The following is a 21,464-nucleotide window of genomic DNA, read 5'->3' on the forward strand; positions in this document are numbered from 1 at the left end:
TTTTGATCACGTTCCACCATCCCCTTATCTTTGGCTTTCCACAGTTCGGACTCAATAATGATGACGATCGAAAGCGTCGCTCCTCGATTGCCGCTGTTGGGCATTATTGTGGCTGACAGGAGGTCGGCCCATGTTGAGGTCGAGGCAGGACGGGCCTTACGCTGAACACCATTAGCACGCCGAGCACCAGGCGCACAACCGCGCTGGCTCTCATCTTTCTCAGCGAGTTCGCCCCTCGGGCGACGGCTCTCGGGGTAGGAAGGATGTCACCGTGTGCCTTGATCATACTTCTTGAAGTTGTGTCGGATACACGGAGGACAAAACAACTGCTCTGCCACACGGCCAGGGGGATCGAAGCGATGCTACATGAGCCGGGGAATCTCAGCCGGTCCGATGTGCTGGGAGAGAAGTCAAGAGCATTGAAAGCATACCAGGGAGTAATCGGAATCCCGTCTGCGCTATTGGCACACGATCGTTGCCTGAAAAGTCACACTCCTTGGTTGGGGGCGACGTACCGGTAAGAGTCAACGGCGGAAGCGTATTGTCAACGATGTTGACGCTCGGGGACCACGCTGATAGAATGGCGGCTACACGCGGACAGTGTGCCACTTATGCCGTCGGGTCGCAGGTAAGGGGGAAAGCAATGACTTCTGGTGGAAGGCCAGCTCAGTCGCATTTACAGCATGGCTCCCTCGGGGAAAAGCTCTCGGCAGTCTTGAGAATCTGCCAGAAGCTGAGCGCCGAGCACGACCTGGACGCGTTGTTAGACCTGATCGCCCGCGAAGCGACGCGACTCATAGAAGCGGATCGGGCGAGCATTTTTCTCCTGGACGAAGAGAAGCGCGTGCTCTGGTCGCAAGTGGCGCTGGCGAGCGAACCGATTCGATTCGATGCCCGCCTGGGAATTGCCGGGGCCGTGGCCCTCACGGGAGAGACCATCAGAGTAGATGATGTCCGCCAGGACCCTCGCTTTTATCCCGGAATTGACGCCCGAACGGGCTATCGCACCCGCAACATCCTGGCCGTACCGCTGCGTACCACCGAGGGAGAGATCATCGGCACGTTCGAGGTATTGAACAAGAAGGGAGGATCTTTCACCCCGGAGGACGAGGAGCTATTGAAAGCGTTAGCTGCTCATGCGGCCATTTCCATCGAGACGGCCCGGCTGGTGAGCCAGTTGAGGGAGCATCGGGATCGTCTTCTGGAGGAGAATACGCGGTTATGGAAAGAGGTGGAGGGGAAATTCGCCACTCAGAATATCCTCGGCACGGACGAAAAGATTCAGCGCGTGGTGCGGCTCATCGAGCAAATCAGCGACACTACCCTCACCGTTTTGATTACGGGCGAAAGCGGAACAGGCAAAGAGCTGGTCGCCCGGGCGATTCACTACAGCAGCCCGCGCGCCCGTGGCCCCTTTGTGGCGTTGAACTGCGCGGCCTTGCCGGAAGGATTGGTGGAGACTGAACTCTTCGGCATCGAGAAGGGCGTGGCCACGGGTGTCGAACGACGCGCGGGAAAATTCGAGGAGGCTCATGGGGGAACACTCTTTCTCGACGAAATCGGCGACCTGAGCCTCCCGGCTCAGGCGAAGATCCTTCGCGCTCTGCAAGAGCGCGTCATCGAGCGCGTCGGAGGGCGACGCCCCATCCCCGTTGACGTGCGCATCGTGGCGGCAACGAACAAGGACCTTGCGAAGGAGATCACGAAGGGAACGTTTCGTGAGGATTTATACTATCGCTTGAAAGTGATCCATATCGAGATGCCTCCCCTGAGAGAGATCCGGCAGGACATTCCTCTCCTGGCCACCCATTTCCTCACCACCGCTTGTCGGGAGATGGGGAGGGAACCCAAAAAACTGTCGCCTGGAGCCATTGCCTGCTTGATGAGTTACTCCTGGCCGGGGAATGTCCGGGAGTTGGAGAACGAGATGAAACGACTGGCGGCCATGACCTGGCGAAGGACGATTACCGAGGATGATCTCTCGGAGAACATCCGGCGGGGAGGAAAAGTCCCGTCTCCATCCGTCAGCTCGCTGAAAGAAGCCGTTGCCGAGATCGAGAAGCGGATGATCCTGGAGGCTCTCCAGGCCTGTCGGCACAATCAACAGCGGGCGGCGCGGATGCTCGGCGTGAGTCGCCAGGGGTTGATCAAGAAGATGAAACGGTACGGCATCAGGTAGAGCGTGTCGAGAAAGAAGCCCTGTCGCTCCGAGTGAAGACCCTCGGCATCCCCTCTCATCCCGCTGTTCAGTTCCAGGGGGGTGAAATGACCGTCGCCGGACCAGTGCCGCCTTCAATTCTCCACATACCCTATTTCGCTCGGGTGGGGCTCTGATCTGATACCAATTGCCTTTTGAAAAACCCTCTTGCCCATGACTGGTTATGGGATGGGGACCTGTAGATCCGAAACCCACCCCTCCGCAATCCGTAATTCCCCTCGCGTTGCCGGAGCGTTGCCCTGGGCTATTGTATTTCGCTCCAGTCGGAAACTGAGGATTTAATCGTCCGGACTTGTGGAGGGATCAATGGTGAAGGCGGAAGATACGGAGAAGTTTCCTCGTCCGTCGGTAATCCATGTGCCTCCACGGTGGTTTTTCCGGGGAATCGCTCATGGACAATGAGCCCACCACGAACGATCAAACATGGGAGCGCACTGGGCGAGCGTGCTTCTTTTCAACGGCAAGACCGGCAAACAAGATGCTGGCGCTCCCGGGGTTATTTTCGGGGGAGACGGGGCACCGACAATTCCGATTGCGACAGCAGCGCCTTGACAGTCGGCGATAATCATCGTACACCCCTTGTCGTCGGACGATGGGGTGACATCGTTGCCGGGGGAGGGAGAAGAAGAGATGAATCGAAAGTTTTATGCGAGAGGGTTTCTCGTGAGTCTCGCTGTGGCTGTCGGTGTGGGAGCGCAGCAACCGGCCAGGGGTAGAGCCCCGATGGATGCTCCAAAGCTGACGGCGGAAGAGATCCTGGAGAAAGGGATTGCTGCAACCGGCGGGCGAGAAGCTCGCCAGCGCATCACCAGTATCATGAGCAAAGGAACGCTGGAGATTGTCCCCCAGGGACTTCAGGGAACGATTGAAATCTACGCCAAAGCGCCGAACAAGTTGCTGATTATCCAGACCATCCCCGGTCTGGAGATCAAGCAGGGATTCGATGGAGAGGTGGGGTGGGTCTACAACTCCCTCCAGGGTTTTCGTCGGCTCGAAGCAGAGGAACTCGAAACGTTCAAGCGCAGGGCGACCCTTCATTCGGAGATTCACTGGCGACGGTTGTACGAGAAGGTCGAACTGATTGGCCAGGAGAAAGTGGGAGATCGCACAGCCTATGTCATTCGCCTGACGCCCGGCGTGGGGAATCCGGTGACCCAGTACTATGACAGTGAGACCTTTCTCCTGCTGCGCACCGACACCACGCAAGATGGTCCGTTGGGCCCCATCACTCAGGAGGCCTATCCCTCGGATTATCGTGAGATGGATGGCGTCCTGGTTCCCTTCACCCTGACGACGAAGGCGCCGACGGCTGTCGTCGTCGTCCGCATCACCGAGCGAAAGACAAACGTCGAGATTGACGATTCGCGGTTCGCTCCACCGAAATAGCGCCGTGACGCAGACGAATGGAGCGCAGACTTTCCACTCCTGCGAATGTGGTGCAATCTTTCGCGTCAGCGAGTCTTGCGCAGGTGGAGTGACTGAGGCTGTGACGATCCGGCCTCGGCAACCAGAGTATCGGGCGACTCATCCGCGCTCACACGGGCGCGGCGGTAGAAGGCGCGGAAGTATCCATACATAGAACTCATCGAGAAGATGACGGCCAGCCACAGGAACCCACGTCCGGCGCTGTAGATGAGAATGCGAAGGTCATGGGCGGTGAGGGAGCCGGTCGTGAACACCCGGGCGAATGCTCCCACAAAGGCGGGAGCTTCCCAGAAAACGGGGACGGCGTACGGAGTCACCGGCGGGCCTCCCTCGTCTGTCATGCTGAGGATGAGCAGGGCGACGGCAATAACCTGCGTGAGCATCTTGAACTTCCCCAGCCGGGAGGCGGCAATCAGGTATCCCTCACGCGCCGCCAGGCTCCGCAATCCCGTGACGGCGAACTCCCGGCCGATGATGACGACGACGGCCCAGGCGGGGGCGAGCCGATTGTCCACCAGCGCGATCAGAGCCGCCGAGATGAGCAGTTTATCGGCGATGGGATCGAGCATCACGCCGAGAGTCGAGACCTGTTTCCATCGCCGCGCCAAATAGCCGTCGAGCCAATCGGTCAACGCCGCTATGAGGAAGATCGTCACCCCCAGAAGCCGCTGGGAGACGCCAAACCAGGCTTCCGATACCCGCGTCAGCAGCACCACCACCAGCAGTGGGACGATGAAGATGCGCAGCAGCGTTATGGCGTTTGGCACATTCAAGGCTCGTCTTCCTCAAAAACGGTGCGAGGTTAAGATACAAGAGTTCGAATGCCCCAGGCAAGATGCGCGGGAAGGACCTCGTCGGGCCGCCAGCCTGATGGTTGATTGCCTCGGCTCATTCCAACCGCTATTGCCGGCGTGCCGAATCACGGCTCATTCGTTCTTCTGCGAGTCGGGGGCAGGAGGTGGCTGGCTCTTTCCCTTTAACTGGTCGCGGTAGCGTGTTTCTTCTCGATTATTCTGCCAGCGCGCCCACACATAATATGCCAGCACCCAAACGGCCGCGACGAGAAAGAATCCGTAAAAATTCCCGCCGAATCCCATGATTTTTCCTCGCCCGGTTATTCCCGTCGCCATGACGAGCGCAGTTTCCAGAATCCGGTTCCCAGACCGAAGAGTGCCAGGATGAGGCCGTCATTGAGGGTCGTCGCCGTCAGAATGTGATCGCTCCAGGACACGGCCTCAGCGGGTTTATGGGTGATCCGGATAAACGACGGCACGCTCGTCAGCCGCAGTGAGCCGTGACGCGCATCCGACCACAGGAACGGAGGAAACGAATTCCCCACGTGAACGTCTCCCTCCGGCAGAATGACCGAGAGATGGACCGACCGCTCGCCCGGGCGTGTCGGCAGCGCCGGGACGGGCAGCGGGATCCGCGCGGATTCATCCGACGTCGCCTCGACGCGATAGCGAATGACATACCGGAGAGAAGTCTTCCCCGGCTCTCTGACTGCGGCGGCGAAGGCGATATGATGGGTTCGCCCCGTGGTCCGATATTCGTACTCGATCGGTTGTCCCGCCGTCGTGAGCACCTCAAGATCGCCGATATGCTGGTGGTCGAAACGGATGAGCGTATGCGTGAGCTTTTCACCGGAAGGGGGCGGCGCGGTGGTCACCGTGATCGTGGCGGTGATCTGCCGACGATCAACGAAGGCGAGGCGAGCCTCATACGCCGTGAGGGCGGGCATACCGTCGGCCGCCCGGACAAAAGACGCGCTCACCAGCACAAGAACAATGCCGAGCACTCCCGCTCGAGCAGTAGAGGCGGAAGGGATCCCGCACCGGGCATCATCCCGAACGAGGGTGAATGGACCTGACATCATTTTTGTTCCTCAACTTTTCTGCCGTTCTCCGCGCCTGCTCTATGGCCCGTCTTCGTGCGGCTCATGGCGACATAGAGAAGGGCGCTCGCGGCGATGCCGATTTCGACGGCGTCAATATCGGGGAAGCGATCCTGGCCCCAGAGGCTCCAGAGCAAGCACCCCAGGAAGCCCCCAATCATCGAACCGAGGGCGCTGGCGGACGTTCCCCGTCGCCAGTTCAAGCCCATTACAATGGGGACGAAGAAGAAGCTGGCGATGAAGCGAGTTTGCACCACGACGAGCGATTGCACATCGGTATACCGCTCAAGCGCAAATCCAATGGGCAACGCGCCGAGCAGCAGAATGCTCAGCCGATTGAGCAGGAGTTTGCGCCGCTCCGACGCGTGGGGATTGATGAGTGAGACATAGAGATCATGGGACACTCCGGCTGCCGTGACGATGAGGATCGAGTTGACCGTTGACATGATGGCGGAGATCATCGCCACGAGAAAGAGCGAGCCCGCCAGCGGCGACAACAGATGAAGTGCCATGAGAGAACTCGCCTGATCGGGGGAAGAGAGATGGGGAAAGAGCATGCGCATGATGAGACCGATGAGCATCACCGCTGCTCCGATGAGCGCCTGAAAGAGGATGCACACGCCGATGGCATACCGCACCGTCGCTTTATCCCGCATCGAGTAGAAGCGCACCATTTCGTAAGGAGCCGCCGCCATCGTCAATCCGAAGGCCAGCGAGAAGCCGAGAATTTGACGGCCGCTGTACCACCAGCCGGTCAATCGGTGATCGAGTGCGGTCAGATACTCCCCGACGATCTGGAGACCTCCGGCCTGGTAGAGAAGAAGAGGAATCGCCACCATCACTCCGGCTACCATGATGAGCGTTTGCAGGAAATCAATGTAGGAGCTTGACCGCACACCGCCCAGCATCGTGTAGAGGAGCGTGCTCACCATCAGGATCAGCATGGAGACGCGAGGATCGAGGCCGAAGAGGGCCTGGAAGATCTCGCCGCAGGCTTGATACTGAGCGGTGAGCAGGATCGTGTAGCTGAAGATGATCAAAAGCGCCGATACGACGCGCACCGCCTGACTCTCGAATCGCGCCGCCAGAAAATCGGGGATCGTCACCGCGCCCCACTCGCGCAGCTTCGGGGCTACCAGCAGGGCTGACAGAAGCCAGCCGAACCAAACTCCGGGCCAGACCCAGACCCAACTGACGCCGGTGGCATAATGGCGGCCGACGGTTCCCACAAACGTTCCGGCACTAATTTGCGTGGCTGCCAGGACGGCTCCACCCACCCAGGGACCAATCGTGCGGCTGGCAGTGAGGAAATCGTCCTCGGTGCGCGTGCGCCGTAGTCCCCACACCCCGATGGCCAGAATGACGAAGAAATAGACGACCAGAACGATGAGAAACGTCAAAGAGGGACCGGTCATGGCGATGACGTCAGAAACTCACGGCGTCGCTCCTCCGGCCACTCAGGGGGCGAGCGACGCCCCGGATGATTCGCTTCTCTTTATGGGGTATGCCCCCGCTCGCTCTCACGACCACCAGACCTCCCGCAGGACGCGAATGACATTCCCCCCCAGAACCTTGGTGATCTCATCATCGGAGTACCCGTGACGCACGAGCCAGCGAACGATATTGGGGAACGTCTCGGACGGATTCTCCAGGCCGGCAACGTAAGGGACTTCGGGGAAGGGGACGCTCCCATGAACCGTTCGAATCGAGAGATGCTCAGCGAAGACGCGATGTAAGGCGACGTGATCGCCAAACAGGGTGTCCGGGCCGAAGGCGACGTGATCAATGCCGACGAGATTCACGATATACTCGAAGTGTTCCATCACCGACTCGATGGAGTGGCGAGGGTGATTCCGGGTCAATGTCGTATGAGGAGCGGCCTCGATCCCGATGATTCCTCCTTTGGCGGCGCAGGCGCGGAGAACCTCATCGGGTTTCATGCGGGCCGTCGGCCACAAGGCCCGTGCTCCCGCGTGGGAGATGAACACCGGCTTCTGGCTTTCGGCAATGGTATCGAGCGAGGTCTGATCGCCGCAGTGAGCAATATCAATGGCCATGCCCAGTTTGTTCATGCGACGCACGACGCGGCGCCCGAATTCCGTCAGGCCGGCATCGGTGCGCTCTCTGAGGCCCGAGCCGAGCGCGTTCGCCTCACTATAAGTAATGCCCATCATGCGCACACCGAGGCCATAGAGGACGTCCACCCGATCAATCTCGTTCTCAATCGGCGTCGCCGCTTCGAGCGCCGGCACCAGAGCAATGCGCCCCGTTTCTTTGGCGGCCAGCAGATCCGCCACCGTTTCGGCGCGATAGACCATCTTCTGGTGAGCCAGATCGCTCAACCGCATTCCCAGATCGTGAATGATGTCGGTCCATTTCCACCCGGCATTACTGGTGATGAGCGCCGTCCCGTCCATGAAGTTGTCGAAGATGACATCAATGTGGGAGACGGCGAGTCCCTGGTAGCCGGTCCAATCGCGTCCCTGACGGCGATAGTCGAAGATCTCGGTCACGTCCTCCGGAGTGACGAACGGATGGTCATGCAGCGAGACGATTAGAGCCGTATCCAGCAGTCGCTGGACGCGCTCCTCTTCCGCCGGACTCACCTCGACGGTCAACGACTCGACGCGCCCGATCTCACGGGCCAGGCGAAAGGGCTTGTAATCCACACCCGGTTCGAGATACTGGTAGGATCTGTAGCCGTTGTAGTTCTTCTGGCTCATAGCCGATGTCCTCCCCGAAACGTGTTTTTCCGGTACTGGCATGTGATATGCTTGCGATAAACATACGCCTCTGCTGAGGACGGTGGATCGTTACTCGGACCCCGTGCGCGCGGCTCCGCGACGAGTACCACGGCGAGAGCCAGGCGGTGGGAACGGAGCCGACAGCTCCCGAAGGTGCGGCCTGCTGAGACTCGCGAGCGATTTCTTCATCTCTCCGCTTCATCAGGCCGCCCGCGGCGAGAACGATCAAGTTTCGCCGGCGGGAATGCTTGCTTCCTCCTCACCGCGTGGCGCTGCGTTGGAGCGCCGTTTTGACGAAGCCGAGAAGCTCTTCGATGGTGCAGGGCTTCGTCAGATAGAGGCTTTGCGTGTCGCGCAAGAAGGTGAGCGTGTGGGGGCTGATGACATCCCCGCTCAGAAAAACGATTCGTCGGGCTATCTCCGGATCCACCCGACTGAAGTGTTGAAAGAGTTCCATGCCGCCCACGCCCGGCATCTTCAAATCCGCCACGATGAGATCATAGCGATTGGCTTCGATCAAGCCGATGGCGGCTTCCCCGTCGAGCGTCGTATCCACGATGTAGTTGTGCGACTGGAGAATACGCCGGATGAGTTCGGCAACGGCTTTTTCATCGTCCACCACGAGGATGCGTTTCCGTTCCATCTCCTCCACTGTCGGTTCCGTGACGGGAGCCGTCGGTGACGATGAAGCGGCGACCGTATCAACGAGAGTTCGGGCCGATTGGGCCAGCTCGCGAACCGTCTCGATGGCCTGTCGCGCTTCGGTTCGGATGAGTCCCAGATTCTCCGCCACCTCCTCGTTTTCGCTCAGAGAGTGGTTCAGGATCTGGGCATAGAGATTGATGCTCGTCAGCCGATTATTGATGTCGTGCGCGATCTGGGAGATCGTTTCCACAAGATGACGCAGATCGGGACGCGGCTCGGACGTGACCGATGCGGCGCCGCCGGCGAGGACGTACCGATGCGCGTACTCGTAGCGGGCGGTGATTTCTTCGGAGAAGGACTCGGCCAGAATCTGAACGAGGTCGCGCACGCCCTGAAGTTTCTCGCCGTCCAGAGCGAGATCGAATGCCTGCTGGTAGCGTGTCCCCAGCGCGGGATTTCCTTCGGGAAAGAGTCTTTCCAGTTCGGCGCAGCCATAGAAGTTGAGGATGGGATACGCGGCGACGGTCAAGCTCGCTTTGGGATAGCGGCGGCCCTCGAAAGTGAGGATGATCGGGCAGCTCCAGAGCGTCTTGCGCCCGCCGACGCAATCGGCGCTCACCGGGCGCAGCTCTTTCATCGCCTTGAGCGATGCCTGCCAGGTATCAATGACGCAGCGGGGCAGGCCGGTCGCTCTATCCTCCAGCTTGTTGAGTTCGCGGCAGAGCGGCGATTGCACCAGCAACGGCAGCGCATCGTGAACCAGCGGCAGGGGGAAATCCTCATCGTAGAGATAAACCGACGCCTCCATGTGGGTGATGATGCTCAATTGAATTTGCAGGCGGAGGATCTTCGTCGTATCTATGAGCAGTCCCAGTTCGATCCGGTCCGGCGGCAGGAGCCGACCGGAGGCATCGAGACAGCGCGACACATCGAATGTCCAGGATCGCTGGCGCATAGTTACCGGTCAGGTCAACTCGATAACACGGACACAGTAGCGGCCAATACCGATCTCATCTCCGGGGGCGATGGCCGCTTCTTCTCCGGCCTCCATCTCCCGGCCGTTGAGCGTCAGGGGATTCCGGCCCTCGACGACCAACATCCACCGGTTTGCCGCCTGACGCTGGAGCCGGGCGTGACGACGGCTGATCTCCAGATCGCCGGGAAGCTCCAGGTCCACGGCCACCGTGGTTCCCCCACGCCCGATGGTCACGACGGGAAGCGAGAACGCGCGCACCGTTTTCTCGCCTCCCTCTCGCGTGCTGACTTCGACCACCAGGCGATAAGGCGCGATCACGCGCGTCTCTTCATCCTGAGGTTTCATCTCCAGCGGCGTCGTCTGGCCGCCGGGTGGGGCCGGTCCGAGAAGAGTCGTCTTCTGTTCGTCGCGGTGCCAGATCGGGGTGACCGAAAACTGTCCCGGCGGGAGCGATCCGTCCACCCGGATCTGGATGGCGAACGATTCGGTATGGTGACGGCCGCGGGTGATCTCGCGCGCGCGCATCGCCGTCAGATTCTGCAATCCGCGCACGAAACCGATCCGCTTCTCACCGCGCAGCGCCGCATCATCCTCTCGGCTGAGGAAGACGACATATCCCGGAGGAACGTACACCGGCTCGTTGGGAGGCGAGAGCATCTCCTCCCGCATCACCCGTTCGATCTCGGCGGCGATTTGGTGAAGAAATTCATCCCAGCGCGACGGCGATTCGTCGGCCGTCCCGACATATTCCCTGTCCAGATCGGCGAGAAATCCCTTCAGTTTTTTCAACCACCCTCGACTCATCCAGTCATCGCACGGCCAATGAGGAGCGTCGGCTCTCCCCTCTGCCCGACGTTTCCCACCGGCGACCGGGTCGCACGGACCATTCGGCCAGCACCCCTGAGCAAACGAGAAAACCCATGCTCCTTGTCGCACGAGCTTTCGCGCCTGCGATTCCTCACTTGACGGCTGCTAGTATACTCAGTCAGCCACCGCCAATCCACTGCCTTTCGTTCGAATTATCCCTTCAGCGACGTGACGACGCCTTCTGCCGGCCGAGGTAGGTTTGCAGCAGGCGATCCGCTTCGGCTGACTCCCCGCACGCCTCCAGCGCGGCTGCCGCAAAGAGGAGATTCTCGTCGCTGCCCCGGAGTTCCACAGCCGTGAGAAAGCTCTCGGCGGCTTCCCGCCACTTGCCGGCAGCCAGACGGACGCGCCCCAGCCAGTGATAATAGACGCTATTGTTCTGGTCGAGATCAACGGCGCGATGAAAATCCCGTTCGGCCTGTTCGTAGAGTCCCTGGTTGAAATGACGGATGCCTTGATCGAACGTGGCATGAGCTTCCGCTTCCGCAGGAGAGGGCGCGATCGTCGGTGTCACCGTCCTCGATCCATTCGTGCTCCAGGAACGGCCGAGGAGCAAACCGGTGACAAAGATGAGAAGCGCACTGATGACGGTAGCGGCAATGCTCGGCCCACCGATCTTCCACCAGGGCGGCTGACGGCTGCTTCTCCCTGTGGGCTCCGCTGCCGCCGGATGAGATCCCGCCTCCGATTCCACCCCCTCTCGCGGGGAGAGATCGTCGCTCACGGTCCGATCGGTCAGAGGATGTTTGGGCAAAGCCCAGGCGGGCTGATCCCGGTGAGCGACCGACGGACGCGCGGGCCCGCCCGTTTCGCCGTCGCTTTCGTCGGTCGCCCGCGTCAAGCGGTGAGGCACAACGTCTACATTCACGATGAGCGCGGTCAAATTGTCTCGCGCTCCCCGCTCGTAGCAGAGGTCTTTCAGACGATCACAGGCCGTTTGCGGATCCGGCTCCTCGGTCAGGATGTCCTGCAGTTCCTCGTCGCTGATGTGATGCGTGATCCCATCGGTGCAAAGGAGAAATCGCGTCCCGGGCTCCAGCGCGATCTTCTTGATGTCGGGTTTGGCCACCTCCTCGATGCCGAGAGCGCGGGTGAGGATATGGCGCTTGGTATACTCCAGGATGGAGAGTCCGCCGCCGTGCTCATATTCCACCAGGACATGATCGTGCGTTTCCCGGGACAGCACTCCGTCGGTCAGACGATAGACGCGACTGTCTCCGATGTGACAGATGAGGGCATGGCGCGACTCAATCAAGACCAGCGCCAGCGTCGTGGCCATCCCGGTGAGCGATTCTTCCTCCACCGCCAGCTCGTAGAGATAGCTGTTGGTATAGCCGATGATCTGCTCCAGGTATCGAATCCTGTCACTGCGGACCTTGCGGCTGAAATGGTGGCGGAGGATTTCCACGGCCACCTGACTGGCGACTTCGCCGGCATTTTGTCCGCCGACGCCATCGGCGACGGCAAAGACACAGGCGTCTTCCAGCGCCAGGAAGAAATCTTCGTTCACCGGTCGTCTCGGATTCAGTCCCCGGTCGCAAACGACGCCATAGATGCCGCGTTTGAACGGGCGGGAGGACTCCAGCCGGATGTGATTGCGCTCCCCCATTCAGGCCCTCTGACGCGCTCTCTGCGAGAGCGCCATCAACACGCCGATGAGGGCGAAGGAGGTCACCAGCGACCAGCCTCCATGACTGACAAAGGGCAACGTGATGCCCGTCATCGGCAGAAGCTTGATGACCCCGCCGATGTTCACCAGCGCCTGAAAAACGAGAAAACAGGTCGCGCCGGCGGCGATCAAGCGGGTGAACATGTCGGTGACCGAGAGCGTTATTGTAATGCCCGCCAGCCCGAGGAGCAACAAGGCGCCGACCACGAGGACTCCTCCGATCCATCCCATCTCTTCGGCGATGGCGGCATAGATGAAATCCGATTCGGAGACGGGAACAGTCTCCGGCATTCCCAGACCGAGTCCCGTCCCGATCAGCCCGCCTTCGGTCAGGCCAAAGAGCCCCTGCATGAGCTGCAACGCTTGGTCGCGCCAGAGTTCATCGTTGCTGATTTTCCCCGGACCCGACGGACCGAAACGTTGAGCCAGGACCCGCTGCCACCATTCGGTCTGAGGATCGGGCGCCTGCCAGGTGCTGTGCCACAGATGCCACCGCACGAACACTCGAGGGGGAATCTTCCCCACCGCGTACGCCAGTAACCCAATCGCCAGAGCCAGAATCACTCCGTGCACAATCTGCGCCCGACGGCCGACGGCGATCAGATAGAGGGTGAAGTAAACGGTGAGAAAGACCATCAACTGTCCGAAATCGCTCAGCACGAAGAAGGGCAAAATGGCGAAAGCCGTCACGACCACCAGCGGCAGCACCGATCGTGCCGGGGGAAGATTCCACTGGGTGACCCGGATGACGCTGTAGGTGTCCACCAGAATCCCGGCCAGGCTGATGAGGAAGATGATCTTGCCGACTTCCCAGGGCGTCGTCTCCTCCAGAAGTTTTCCGCTCCGAGCCAGTCCGGCCACGATCAGCAGGGGAATGAACGCCGCGACGGCGAGCGTGACACTGTGTCGCTGCAGCCAGGAAAGGACGGACTCGCGGCGAAGGGCAAGGAAGCTCACGACCAGAGCCAGGACGGCCAGTGGCGGGGCATAGGTGGACGCCGAGGAGAAAAATTCCTGCGCCGTCACCGTCGTGCGCATGAGAGGGGGTGCCGAGACATCCGAGCCGATGCCGGGACTGCTCCCCGTCAGAATATCGCGCTTGGCCTCATCGTAAGCGGCTTCGATGGCCAGTGCCCGCCAGGCGCGAATCTTCGCCTTCCGGTGCGCCGTGACCAGGTCCTGCCTGCCCGCCAGCCGGGCGACATATTCGGGATCGCTGAAGAGCCGATATTGAGCGACCGATCCCACCGCGAAGAGGAGAAATGCGGCTGTGAAGATGGTCAAATTTCCCCGGTAGCGCGCCCCCCTGATGAGAACCACGAAGACGACGGACAGACCCATCAGCACCACGAGATTGCGTGCTACCGGCCAGAGACTCGGAGCATAGCCCCGCGAGAGACTGCTCAGATAGATCGCCCCATAGCCGCAGATCGAAGCGGCAATCACCAGCAGATGGATCAGAAGATGAGCTGACGGCTTATTCATCACTTCCGCTTTCTCGCAGACTGGAAAAGTCCGCGCGAGCTGTGACGCAGGCTTTCGGCCTGCACATTTTCGCAGACTGGAAAGTCTGCGCTACCTGTGTGGCTCCCTCATCCGGCGGATGCGAGCGAGGGAAGAATTTGACCCGGACCGGCGCGATGGACGGGCCAGAGCCTTCACCGGAGTCCCCGTCACGCGAACGATTCCTGCGGCGAGGGCTTCTTTGACGATCTCTGCAGCCATCGGTGCCGCTACCGCTCCGCCGTAGCCTCCGCCCTCAACAACGATGGCGTAGGCGATCTGCGGACGCTCGCTCGGTGCGAACCCGATGAACCAGGAATCCACCCGACGCCCGCCGGGAGTTTCGATTTGAGCTGTTCCCGTCTTGCCACCGGTGAGAATCCCCTGACGACGCAGTGAAGCGAATGCCGAAGCCGCCGTGCCCCCCGGCTGAGTCGTCACCGCCGTGAGCAAGGCTCGCATTCGCGCCGCCGTGGCGGCTGACAGCGGTCGCGCCAGAACGCGCGGCGGCTGAAGAAAATCCAGCCGGGGAGCCATCATCTCTCCTCTCGGATGGGCCACCGCTTGAGCCAGGAGCGCCATCTGCAGGGGCGTCACCTGCACAAAGCCTTGCCCATAGGACTCCAGCGCCACATCATAGGTCCCCATCGTTGAGGAAAGGACCAGCCGACTCACATTCGGGCTGAAGATGCGCTCAAATGAACGATCCCGATTGGTCCAGAGATCGTCGGCGAATTTCGGATCGCGGGCGCTCTCCGGCGCGGGATCAATATGGAAGCCGAAGCGTCGCGCCGTTTCCGCCAGCCGATCGGCTCCCAGCATCACGCCGAGTTGGGCGAAGTACTGATTGCATGAGACGCGCAATGCATCGGCCAGACCGATGCGTCCATGAACTTCACCGGGACCCCCGTCATCGTAGATGGGACGAGAAGATCCGCCCGGACGATAGCCCTCCCGCGAGCAGGTGAAGGTGAGATCTTTCCAGCCATTCTCCAGAGCGGCGACGGCGACCAGCGTCTTGAATGTCGAGCCCGGCAAGTAGTACTGTCGCACGGCGCGATTGATCAGTCGTTGAGCCGGATCGGAGACGAGCTGCTCCCACGCGGTATCATCCTCGACGGCGCGGGGATCGAACGTGGGCATGCTCGCCATGGCCAGGACATCCCCGTCCTCCACCGAGAGGACGACGACGGCTCCCGGTCTGCCCGTCCGCCGAAGCGCCTGTGCTGCCGCCCGTTGAAGTCGGGCATCGAGCGTCAGGATCACATCCTCGCCGACGAGGCGCGTCTTCCAGAGATCGGCCAGACGCCCGCGCCGAGGACGCAGAAGACTGTTGTAGGCCAGTTCCGCTCCTGAACTCCCCCGAACGAGCGTGTGATAGCCGATGATCGAAGCCGCATCCGGCCCCAGCGGATAATAGCGAGCGAGAGAGTCGCCCTCCAATCGGTAGCCCGCCAGCAGGCTCTCCTCTTCGATCCGCATCCGTTCGGCGGCCGACCTCTGCCTTTGCCGTGAGGAGGACTCGCCCAGCTCCTTCTTCCTTCGATCAAAAATCCAGCCGCGCAAGCCGATCTCCTCCAGCCGCCGATTGCGCTGATCATACAGGCGCTTGGATCGCGTGTAGCTTTCGTTCTCACCGAGCGGTCCGCTCACGAAGAAAGCCCAGTATCCGTGAGCGATCAGAACCACGATGCCGCTCACAATGAACACCGCGCGCAATCCGTTGAGCCAGCGCGTCACGGAGGCGGACAGAGGCGAAAGCGTCGTTTTTCCGGGAGCGGTGGGGGAGGTCCCCGTTCCCGGCTGAGGGGGGGGCCTCTCGGTGCGTCGCCGCTCCGCCCAGCACAGAAGTGCCGCCCGCCACACCGCCAGCACCAGAAGGACGAGAAAAACCAGACTCAGATACCGGGCGAGCACTATCATTGGCTGATCCTCAATCCGACGACGATGAGGAAAGGTCCTCGACGACAAGACGCACGGCGCCGAGCCGCACCTCATCCCCGGGCTGGATCCGACAGTGCGTCGTCACCCGTCGCTCGTTGACGAACGTCCCGTTGGCGCTGCCGCAATCGGCAATGATCGGCAACCCATCCGCACCGAGCGACAGGGTGGCATGGAAGCGCGAGAGGCTCTCATGGGCAATCACAATATCGTTGTCGGGGCTCCGACCAACGGTGAACCGCCCTTGAGGATCGAGCGTCTCCAGAGCGACTACAACGGTCTCATCCTCCAGCCGTCGCAAGCGCCATCGCGGCCAGTGACGCGCCTCCTCCTGATGATCTGCCTCGACAACGAACGACGAGGCGAGCTGGACATCAGCCAGAAGACTGACACCGAGCGCCCCCGTGACGGTGTAGCGGTGATCGGCGATGTACTGTTGGGCGATCTCTCGAACGACCGTCTCCAGATTTGCCCGACCGGCCTCATCGAGTCGGGTGTAGAGATCCACCGGGAGCCGAAGGGTGATCCGATTGGGCGCGATCCGACGAATTCCTTGCCGATCTGCTGCCAGCCGATGTTCAATCGCCTTCTGAACGGCGGGGATGAGGGCGGGCAGAGTCACTCCTTCGCTCTCGCGGCCGAGAGCACGATCCAGATACTCTCCCAGCCGATCCAGCCATTTTCGCACCGCTTCTTCCACTGCGCCTCTCCCGCCGCACCCGCTCGACCCATGCGACCGCCTCCGGTCGAGCGCATGGCAGGTCCCATCACGGATTCCCCTGCGGGCTGTGACGGAGACGGATCCCCCTGCTGCGTTTATTCCCCCATGACCTTGATGACGACGCGCTTCCGACGGCGACCGTCGAACTCCGCATAGAAGATCCGCTGCCAGGGACCGAGATCGAGCTTGCCTCCGGTGACGGGAATGATCACCTGATGGTGAATGAGCAAGCACTTCAGATGGGCGTCACCGTTATCCTCTCCCGTCTCGTGATGGCGATAGTCGCGCCCGTAGGGAGCGATCGTCTCCAACATGGCATCGAGGTCCTGGAGAAGGCCGTCCTCGTCGTCGTTGACATACACGCCAGCCGTCGTGTGCATGGCCGAGACGAGGACCATCCCTTCGGTGATGCCGCTGGCACGAACGGCTCGTTCGACATCCGCTGTGATGTTGATGTATTCGCGTCGCTTCCTGGTGTTGAAGACGAGATAGTCTGTATGTGTTTTCATGTCACTCAATATAGCGCAGACTTTCCCGTCTGCGAAAATGCGCCGCCTTAGGACACACTCGGCGATTCCTCGTTGCTACGGAGGGCAATCTGCGGCCTCTCCGGTTTGAGGATGAGAACGGCCAGAGGCGGCAGCGTGAGCGCGAGCGAATAGGGTCGGCCAAAAGCGGGAATCGGATCGGCCGTGACACCACCCGCGTTGCCGAGATTGCTCCCTCCGTAAAAATCGGAATCGCTGTTGAGGAGTTCTCGATAGAATCCCGCCTCGGGAACCCCCACGCGATAGTTCTCGCGGGGAACGGGGGTGAAATTGACGGCGATGACGAGAAAATCCGCCGGATCCTTCGCCCGGCGAAGGAATGTCAGGACGCTCGCCTCCCAATCGTGACAATCAATCCACTCGAACCCCTCGGGCTGAAAATCTCGCTCATAGAGGGCCGGTTGCGACCGGTAGAGGCGATTGAGGTCTCGAACATAGACCTGCAGTTTCCGGTGGAGGTCTTCCTCAAGAAGATGCCACTCCAGGCTCGACTGATGATCCCACTCCCGCCACTGGCCGAACTCTCCACCCATGAAGAGGAGTTTCTTCCCCGGATGCGTGTACATGTAGCCGTAGAGCGCTCGAAGATTGGCGAATTTCTGCCACCGGTCACCCGGCATCTTGTCCAGCAGCGAGCGCTTCCCGTGAACGACTTCGTCGTGTGACAGCGGCAGAACGAAGTTCTCCGAGAACGCATACATGAGCGAGAAGGTGAGATCGTTGTGATGATACTTCCGGTAGATGGGATCCCGCGACATGTAGGCAAGGATATCGTTCATCCACCCCATATTCCATTTCAAGCTGAAGCCGAGCCCGCCCGCGTAGGTGGGCCGCGAGACCATCGGCCAGGCCGTTGATTCCTCGGCAATCGTCACCACTCCGGGGTGCCGCTCGTGCACGACTTCGTTGAACTGGCGGAGGAAAGCGATGGCCTCGAGATTTTCCCGGCCGCCGTAGATGTTAGGTATCCATTGACCCGGAGGACGAGAATAATCCAGATAGAGCATCGAGGCCACGGCATCAACCCGAAGCCCATCGGCATGATACTTCTCCAACCAGAACAGCGCGCTCCCCAGGAGGAAGTTCCTCACCTCATGCCGCCCGTAGTTGAAGATGAGTGTGCCCCAATCCCGGTGCTCCCCTTGCCGGGGATCGGCATGATTATAAAGATGCGTTCCGTCAAAGAAGCTCAACCCATGATCGTCCCGGGGGAAGTGAGCGGGCACCCAATCGAGAATCACGCCGAGCCCGTGCTCGTGGAGCACGTTCACCAGATAGGCGAAATCGTCAGGGGTTCCCCAACGGCTCGTGGGCGCATAGTACCCGGTGACCTGATAGCCCCAGGACCCCTCGAACGGATGCTCCATCACCGGCAGCAGTTCGACGTGCGTGTAGCCCATCTCCGTCACATACGTGGCGAGCAGGGGGGCGAGTTCACGATAGCTGAGCGCACGGTTTCCCTCTCCCCGTCGCCACGATCCAAGATGAACCTCGTAAATGGCCATCGGAGCATCGAGGGCGTTTCTCTTCGATCGCTCGCTCATCCACTGTTCATCGGTCCAGACATGCCGGCCCGGACGAAAAACAATCGAAGCTGTACCCGGCGGACGCTCGTGAAAGAACCCGTAGGGATCCGCTTTCACAAACGGAGTGGGCGACAGATGCGAGCGAATCTCGAACTTGTAGAGTTCTCCTTCTCCAAGCTGGGGAAGGAAAAGTTCCCACACCCCGGACGATCCGCGAATCCGCATGGGATGACGGCGGCCATCCCAGCGATTGAAATCGCCGACGACGCTCACGCGCCGGGCATTGGGAGCCCACACGGCAAAATGGACGCCTTCGACCCCGTTGACCTGGCACAGATGAGCCCCAAGCTTCTCGTAGATCTGATAATGCTTCCCTTCTCCAAACAGGTGGAGATCGAACTCGCTGAGCAGCGGAGGAAAGCTGTAGGGATCATAAATCTCCCAGCTCCGCCCGCTCTCATCCGTCAGCCGGAGCCTGTAAGGGAAGGGGTCCTTGACCGGTATCACGGCTTCAAAGAATCCCTCTGGGTGAAGTCGCACCATCGGCCAGACGGCACCTGATGCGAGATCAATCACGCTGATGTCCGCTGCCTCCGGAGCAAAGGCGCGCACGGCTACAACCGGTTGCCCGTCGTATTCCACCCGATGCATTCCCAGAAGGTGGAACGGATCGGAATGCTCGGCGCGAAGAATCAGCTCAATCTCGATCGGCGGCGCCGTCAGGGTCTTCCCTCTTGTTTCAGCAACGTCTTCCACCCGGCAACCTCCCCTGGCATGCATCCGAAAGCTTTTCGCTGATCAAGGCCGTCAACGCGCCTGATTATAACCCACTGCCGCGATGCAACTGAAATCAGCCAAGTTGTTCCCAGCGCTCAGCCGATGCCCGGAAATGACGAAACATTCCCCGATAAACGTTTCGGAGGATGTAGTGCCGACTTTCGCGTCGGCGACTCCTGCGCCAGCCGCAGAGCATGCGCCCCACTGATCCGGGAGAATCGGCGACATCTCAACTCCTGTGGCTTCTTTCGGTGAACGAGAGTGGCGAGCGATTCGCGCGTGTTGTCGTTCCGGGAACGACCACAGGGGGCCTGCCGTTTGCTCTCCCTTCGGATCGCTGCCCGATCAGATCAGAGCTTCCCGGCCAGCATGAGGACGCCGATGAGGATGAAGGCGGTGGCGGCAATCTTCCGGAGATATTCCTCCGGGACGAACCGCACGAGGAGTTCTCCCCCGAGGACACCAAGGAGCGTTACCAGCACCATCGCCAGCGAGGCTCCGAGGAAGACGGCCAGGGGCGATTGCGTTCGGGAGACCATCGTAATGGCCGCCAGTTGTGTTTTGTCTCCCATTTCGGCCAGAAAGATGAGGGCGAAGGTCGAAAGCAGGGCGTTCCAGTTCATCGCGTCAGTTCCTCATACAAGAGTGATTCGGTGGACGCGCTGCGGACAACGGCCGGCGAGTGCGTCCCCACGATCGGTCGGCATTCTGTCCTCCGTTATCGTCCTGCACGCGGCCGGCCTCAGCCGCCTTGCCTTCCCGTATCGGCCACAATGACGCGGAGAAAACGACGTTTGCCAACCTGGAGGAGCCGTTCGCGGCGGTCTTCAAAGGAGACGACGGCGCGGGGATCGGAGCATCGCACGGTGTCCAGAGAGACGCCCCCCTGCTGGATCAGCCGTCGGGCTTCGCGGATCGAGGGGGCCAATCCGGTCGTCACCAGCAGCCGGGCCAGCTCGATGGTCGGTGTCGCCAGGGTGATCTCCACGACGGGAATGGTGCTCGGCAACTGGCGCTCGCGGAAGATCCGGTTGAATTCCTCCTCGGCGCGGGCCGCAGCTTCTGCCGAGTGGAATTCGGTCACCAGACGGCGGGCCAGTTGCGCTTTCAGATCGCGGGGATTGATGCGGCCTTCGTCGGCGTCGCGCCGCCATCGAGCCAGTTCCGCCAGGGGAACATCGGTCAGCAGTTCGTAGTAGTGCCACATCAGCTCGTCGGAGATGGCCATCGTTTTGCCGTAAATTTGATCGGGCGACTCGGTGATGCCGATGTAGTTGCCATAGGATTTCGACATCTTCTGCACGCCATCGGTGCCGATCAGAAGCGGGACGGTCATGACCACCTGCGGCGGTTGGCCGAATTCCCGCTGAAGATCCCGGCCCACGAGCAGATTGAACTTTTGATCCGTTCCTCCCATTTCCACATCGGCGCGCAGGACGACCGAATCGTAAGCCTGGGCGACCGGATAGAGCAGTTCGTGGAGGCTGATGGGACTGCCCTGATGGAGCCGCTTTTGAAAATCGTCCCGTTCGAGAATCTGCGCCAGAGTCACCCTGGCCGCCAGTCGGATCCAATCCTCGCTGCGGAGGGCTCCGAGCCATCGCGAGTTAAACTCGATGACCGTGCGGTCGGGATCGAGGATTTTGAAGACCTGGCGCTTGTAGGTCTCGGCATTGGCGGCGATCTCCTCCGCCGATAGTGGTGGTCGCGTCACCGACCGACCCGTGGGATCGCCGATCATCCCGGTGAAATCGCCGATGAGAAAGATGACCGTGTGGCCGAGGTCCTGAAACTGGCGCAGCTTGCGCAACACGACCGTATGACCGAGATGGAGATCGGGAGCCGTGGGATCGGCCCCCAGTTTGACGCGCAAGGGCTGACCGCTGCGGTTGGAGTGCTCGAGCTTGGCCTTCAGCTCGTCCTCCCGGATGAGATCAACCACACCGCGTTTGAGAAGCTCCAGTTGTTGTTCTATCTCCATCATCCCTGAGTCCATTGTCCTCACCGAGG

At 60.7% G+C, this 21,464-nt stretch carries 17 protein-coding genes; 2 read left to right on the top strand and 15 right to left on the bottom strand.

What is annotated here, in order from left to right:
• Positions 1-715: 715 nt before the first annotated feature.
• Positions 716-2,179, top strand: a complete 1,464-nt coding sequence (locus VNM72_12880; protein HXF06290.1) for a sigma-54-dependent Fis family transcriptional regulator — start codon at positions 716-718, stop codon at positions 2,177-2,179.
• Positions 2,180-2,848: 669 nt separating this feature from the next.
• The gene (locus VNM72_12885; protein HXF06291.1) at positions 2,849-3,604 is read left to right on the top strand and encodes a hypothetical protein; all 756 of its coding nucleotides are present in this window, start codon (positions 2,849-2,851) and stop codon (positions 3,602-3,604) included.
• A 65-nt stretch (positions 3,605-3,669) separates the two neighbouring features.
• On the opposite strand, the gene pgsA is transcribed toward VNM72_12885, so the two are convergent.
• The 15 genes from pgsA to tyrS all read right to left on the bottom strand — a co-directional run bounded on the left by pgsA (position 3,670) and on the right by tyrS (position 21,438).
• Complete coding sequence (gene pgsA / locus VNM72_12890) at positions 3,670-4,410, bottom strand: CDP-diacylglycerol--glycerol-3-phosphate 3-phosphatidyltransferase (protein HXF06292.1); 741 nt, start codon at positions 4,408-4,410, stop codon at positions 3,670-3,672.
• 159 nt (positions 4,411-4,569) lie between these two features.
• Positions 4,570-4,773: a hypothetical protein gene (locus tag VNM72_12895; GenBank protein HXF06293.1), complete on the bottom strand. Its 204-nt coding sequence runs from the start codon at positions 4,771-4,773 to the stop codon at positions 4,570-4,572.
• Positions 4,758-5,519: a hypothetical protein gene (locus VNM72_12900; protein HXF06294.1), complete on the bottom strand. Its 762-nt coding sequence runs from the start codon at positions 5,517-5,519 to the stop codon at positions 4,758-4,760. The genes VNM72_12895 and VNM72_12900 overlap by 16 nt, the downstream gene beginning before the upstream one ends.
• The gene (locus tag VNM72_12905; GenBank protein HXF06295.1) at positions 5,516-6,952 is read right to left on the bottom strand and encodes a sodium:solute symporter family protein; all 1,437 of its coding nucleotides are present in this window, start codon (positions 6,950-6,952) and stop codon (positions 5,516-5,518) included. The genes VNM72_12900 and VNM72_12905 overlap by 4 nt, the downstream gene beginning before the upstream one ends.
• A gap of 105 nt (positions 6,953-7,057) precedes the next feature.
• Complete coding sequence (locus VNM72_12910; GenBank protein ID HXF06296.1) at positions 7,058-8,260, bottom strand: membrane dipeptidase; 1,203 nt, start codon at positions 8,258-8,260, stop codon at positions 7,058-7,060.
• 280 nt (positions 8,261-8,540) lie between these two features.
• The gene (locus VNM72_12915; GenBank protein HXF06297.1) at positions 8,541-9,881 is read right to left on the bottom strand and encodes a response regulator; all 1,341 of its coding nucleotides are present in this window, start codon (positions 9,879-9,881) and stop codon (positions 8,541-8,543) included.
• 9 nt (positions 9,882-9,890) lie between these two features.
• Complete coding sequence (locus tag VNM72_12920) at positions 9,891-10,706, bottom strand: FHA domain-containing protein (protein ID HXF06298.1); 816 nt, start codon at positions 10,704-10,706, stop codon at positions 9,891-9,893.
• A 223-nt stretch (positions 10,707-10,929) separates the two neighbouring features.
• Positions 10,930-12,378 carry a protein phosphatase 2C domain-containing protein gene (locus tag VNM72_12925; protein ID HXF06299.1) on the bottom strand — a complete coding sequence of 483 codons (1,449 nt, stop codon included), beginning with the start codon at positions 12,376-12,378 and terminating at the stop codon, positions 10,930-10,932.
• Entirely contained in the window at positions 12,379-13,923 is a 1,545-nt protein-coding gene (locus VNM72_12930; protein HXF06300.1) for an FtsW/RodA/SpoVE family cell cycle protein, read from the bottom strand.
• A gap of 90 nt (positions 13,924-14,013) precedes the next feature.
• A complete protein-coding gene (locus VNM72_12935) occupies positions 14,014-15,864 on the bottom strand; it encodes a penicillin-binding transpeptidase domain-containing protein (GenBank protein ID HXF06301.1) in 1,851 nt (616 codons plus the stop codon).
• 10 nt (positions 15,865-15,874) lie between these two features.
• Entirely contained in the window at positions 15,875-16,582 is a 708-nt protein-coding gene (locus VNM72_12940) for an FHA domain-containing protein (protein HXF06302.1), read from the bottom strand.
• A gap of 116 nt (positions 16,583-16,698) precedes the next feature.
• The gene (locus tag VNM72_12945) at positions 16,699-17,112 is read right to left on the bottom strand and encodes a secondary thiamine-phosphate synthase enzyme YjbQ (GenBank protein ID HXF06303.1); all 414 of its coding nucleotides are present in this window, start codon (positions 17,110-17,112) and stop codon (positions 16,699-16,701) included.
• Positions 17,113-17,159: 47 nt separating this feature from the next.
• Positions 17,160-19,328: a 1,4-alpha-glucan branching protein GlgB gene (glgB, locus tag VNM72_12950; protein ID HXF06304.1), complete on the bottom strand. Its 2,169-nt coding sequence runs from the start codon at positions 19,326-19,328 to the stop codon at positions 17,160-17,162.
• 476 nt (positions 19,329-19,804) lie between these two features.
• Positions 19,805-20,077 (bottom strand): TMEM165/GDT1 family protein, encoded by a 273-nt coding sequence (locus tag VNM72_12955; GenBank protein HXF06305.1) that lies wholly within the window; start codon positions 20,075-20,077, stop codon positions 19,805-19,807.
• 119 nt (positions 20,078-20,196) lie between these two features.
• On the bottom strand, positions 20,197-21,438 hold the full coding sequence (gene tyrS, locus VNM72_12960; protein ID HXF06306.1) for a tyrosine--tRNA ligase: 1,242 nt from the start codon (positions 21,436-21,438) through the stop codon (positions 20,197-20,199).
• Positions 21,439-21,464 lie beyond the last annotated feature (26 nt).

The sequence above is a fragment of the Blastocatellia bacterium genome (assembly GCA_035573895.1).
In the GTDB taxonomy this organism is placed as follows: Bacteria; Acidobacteriota; Blastocatellia; order HR10; family HR10; genus DATLZR01.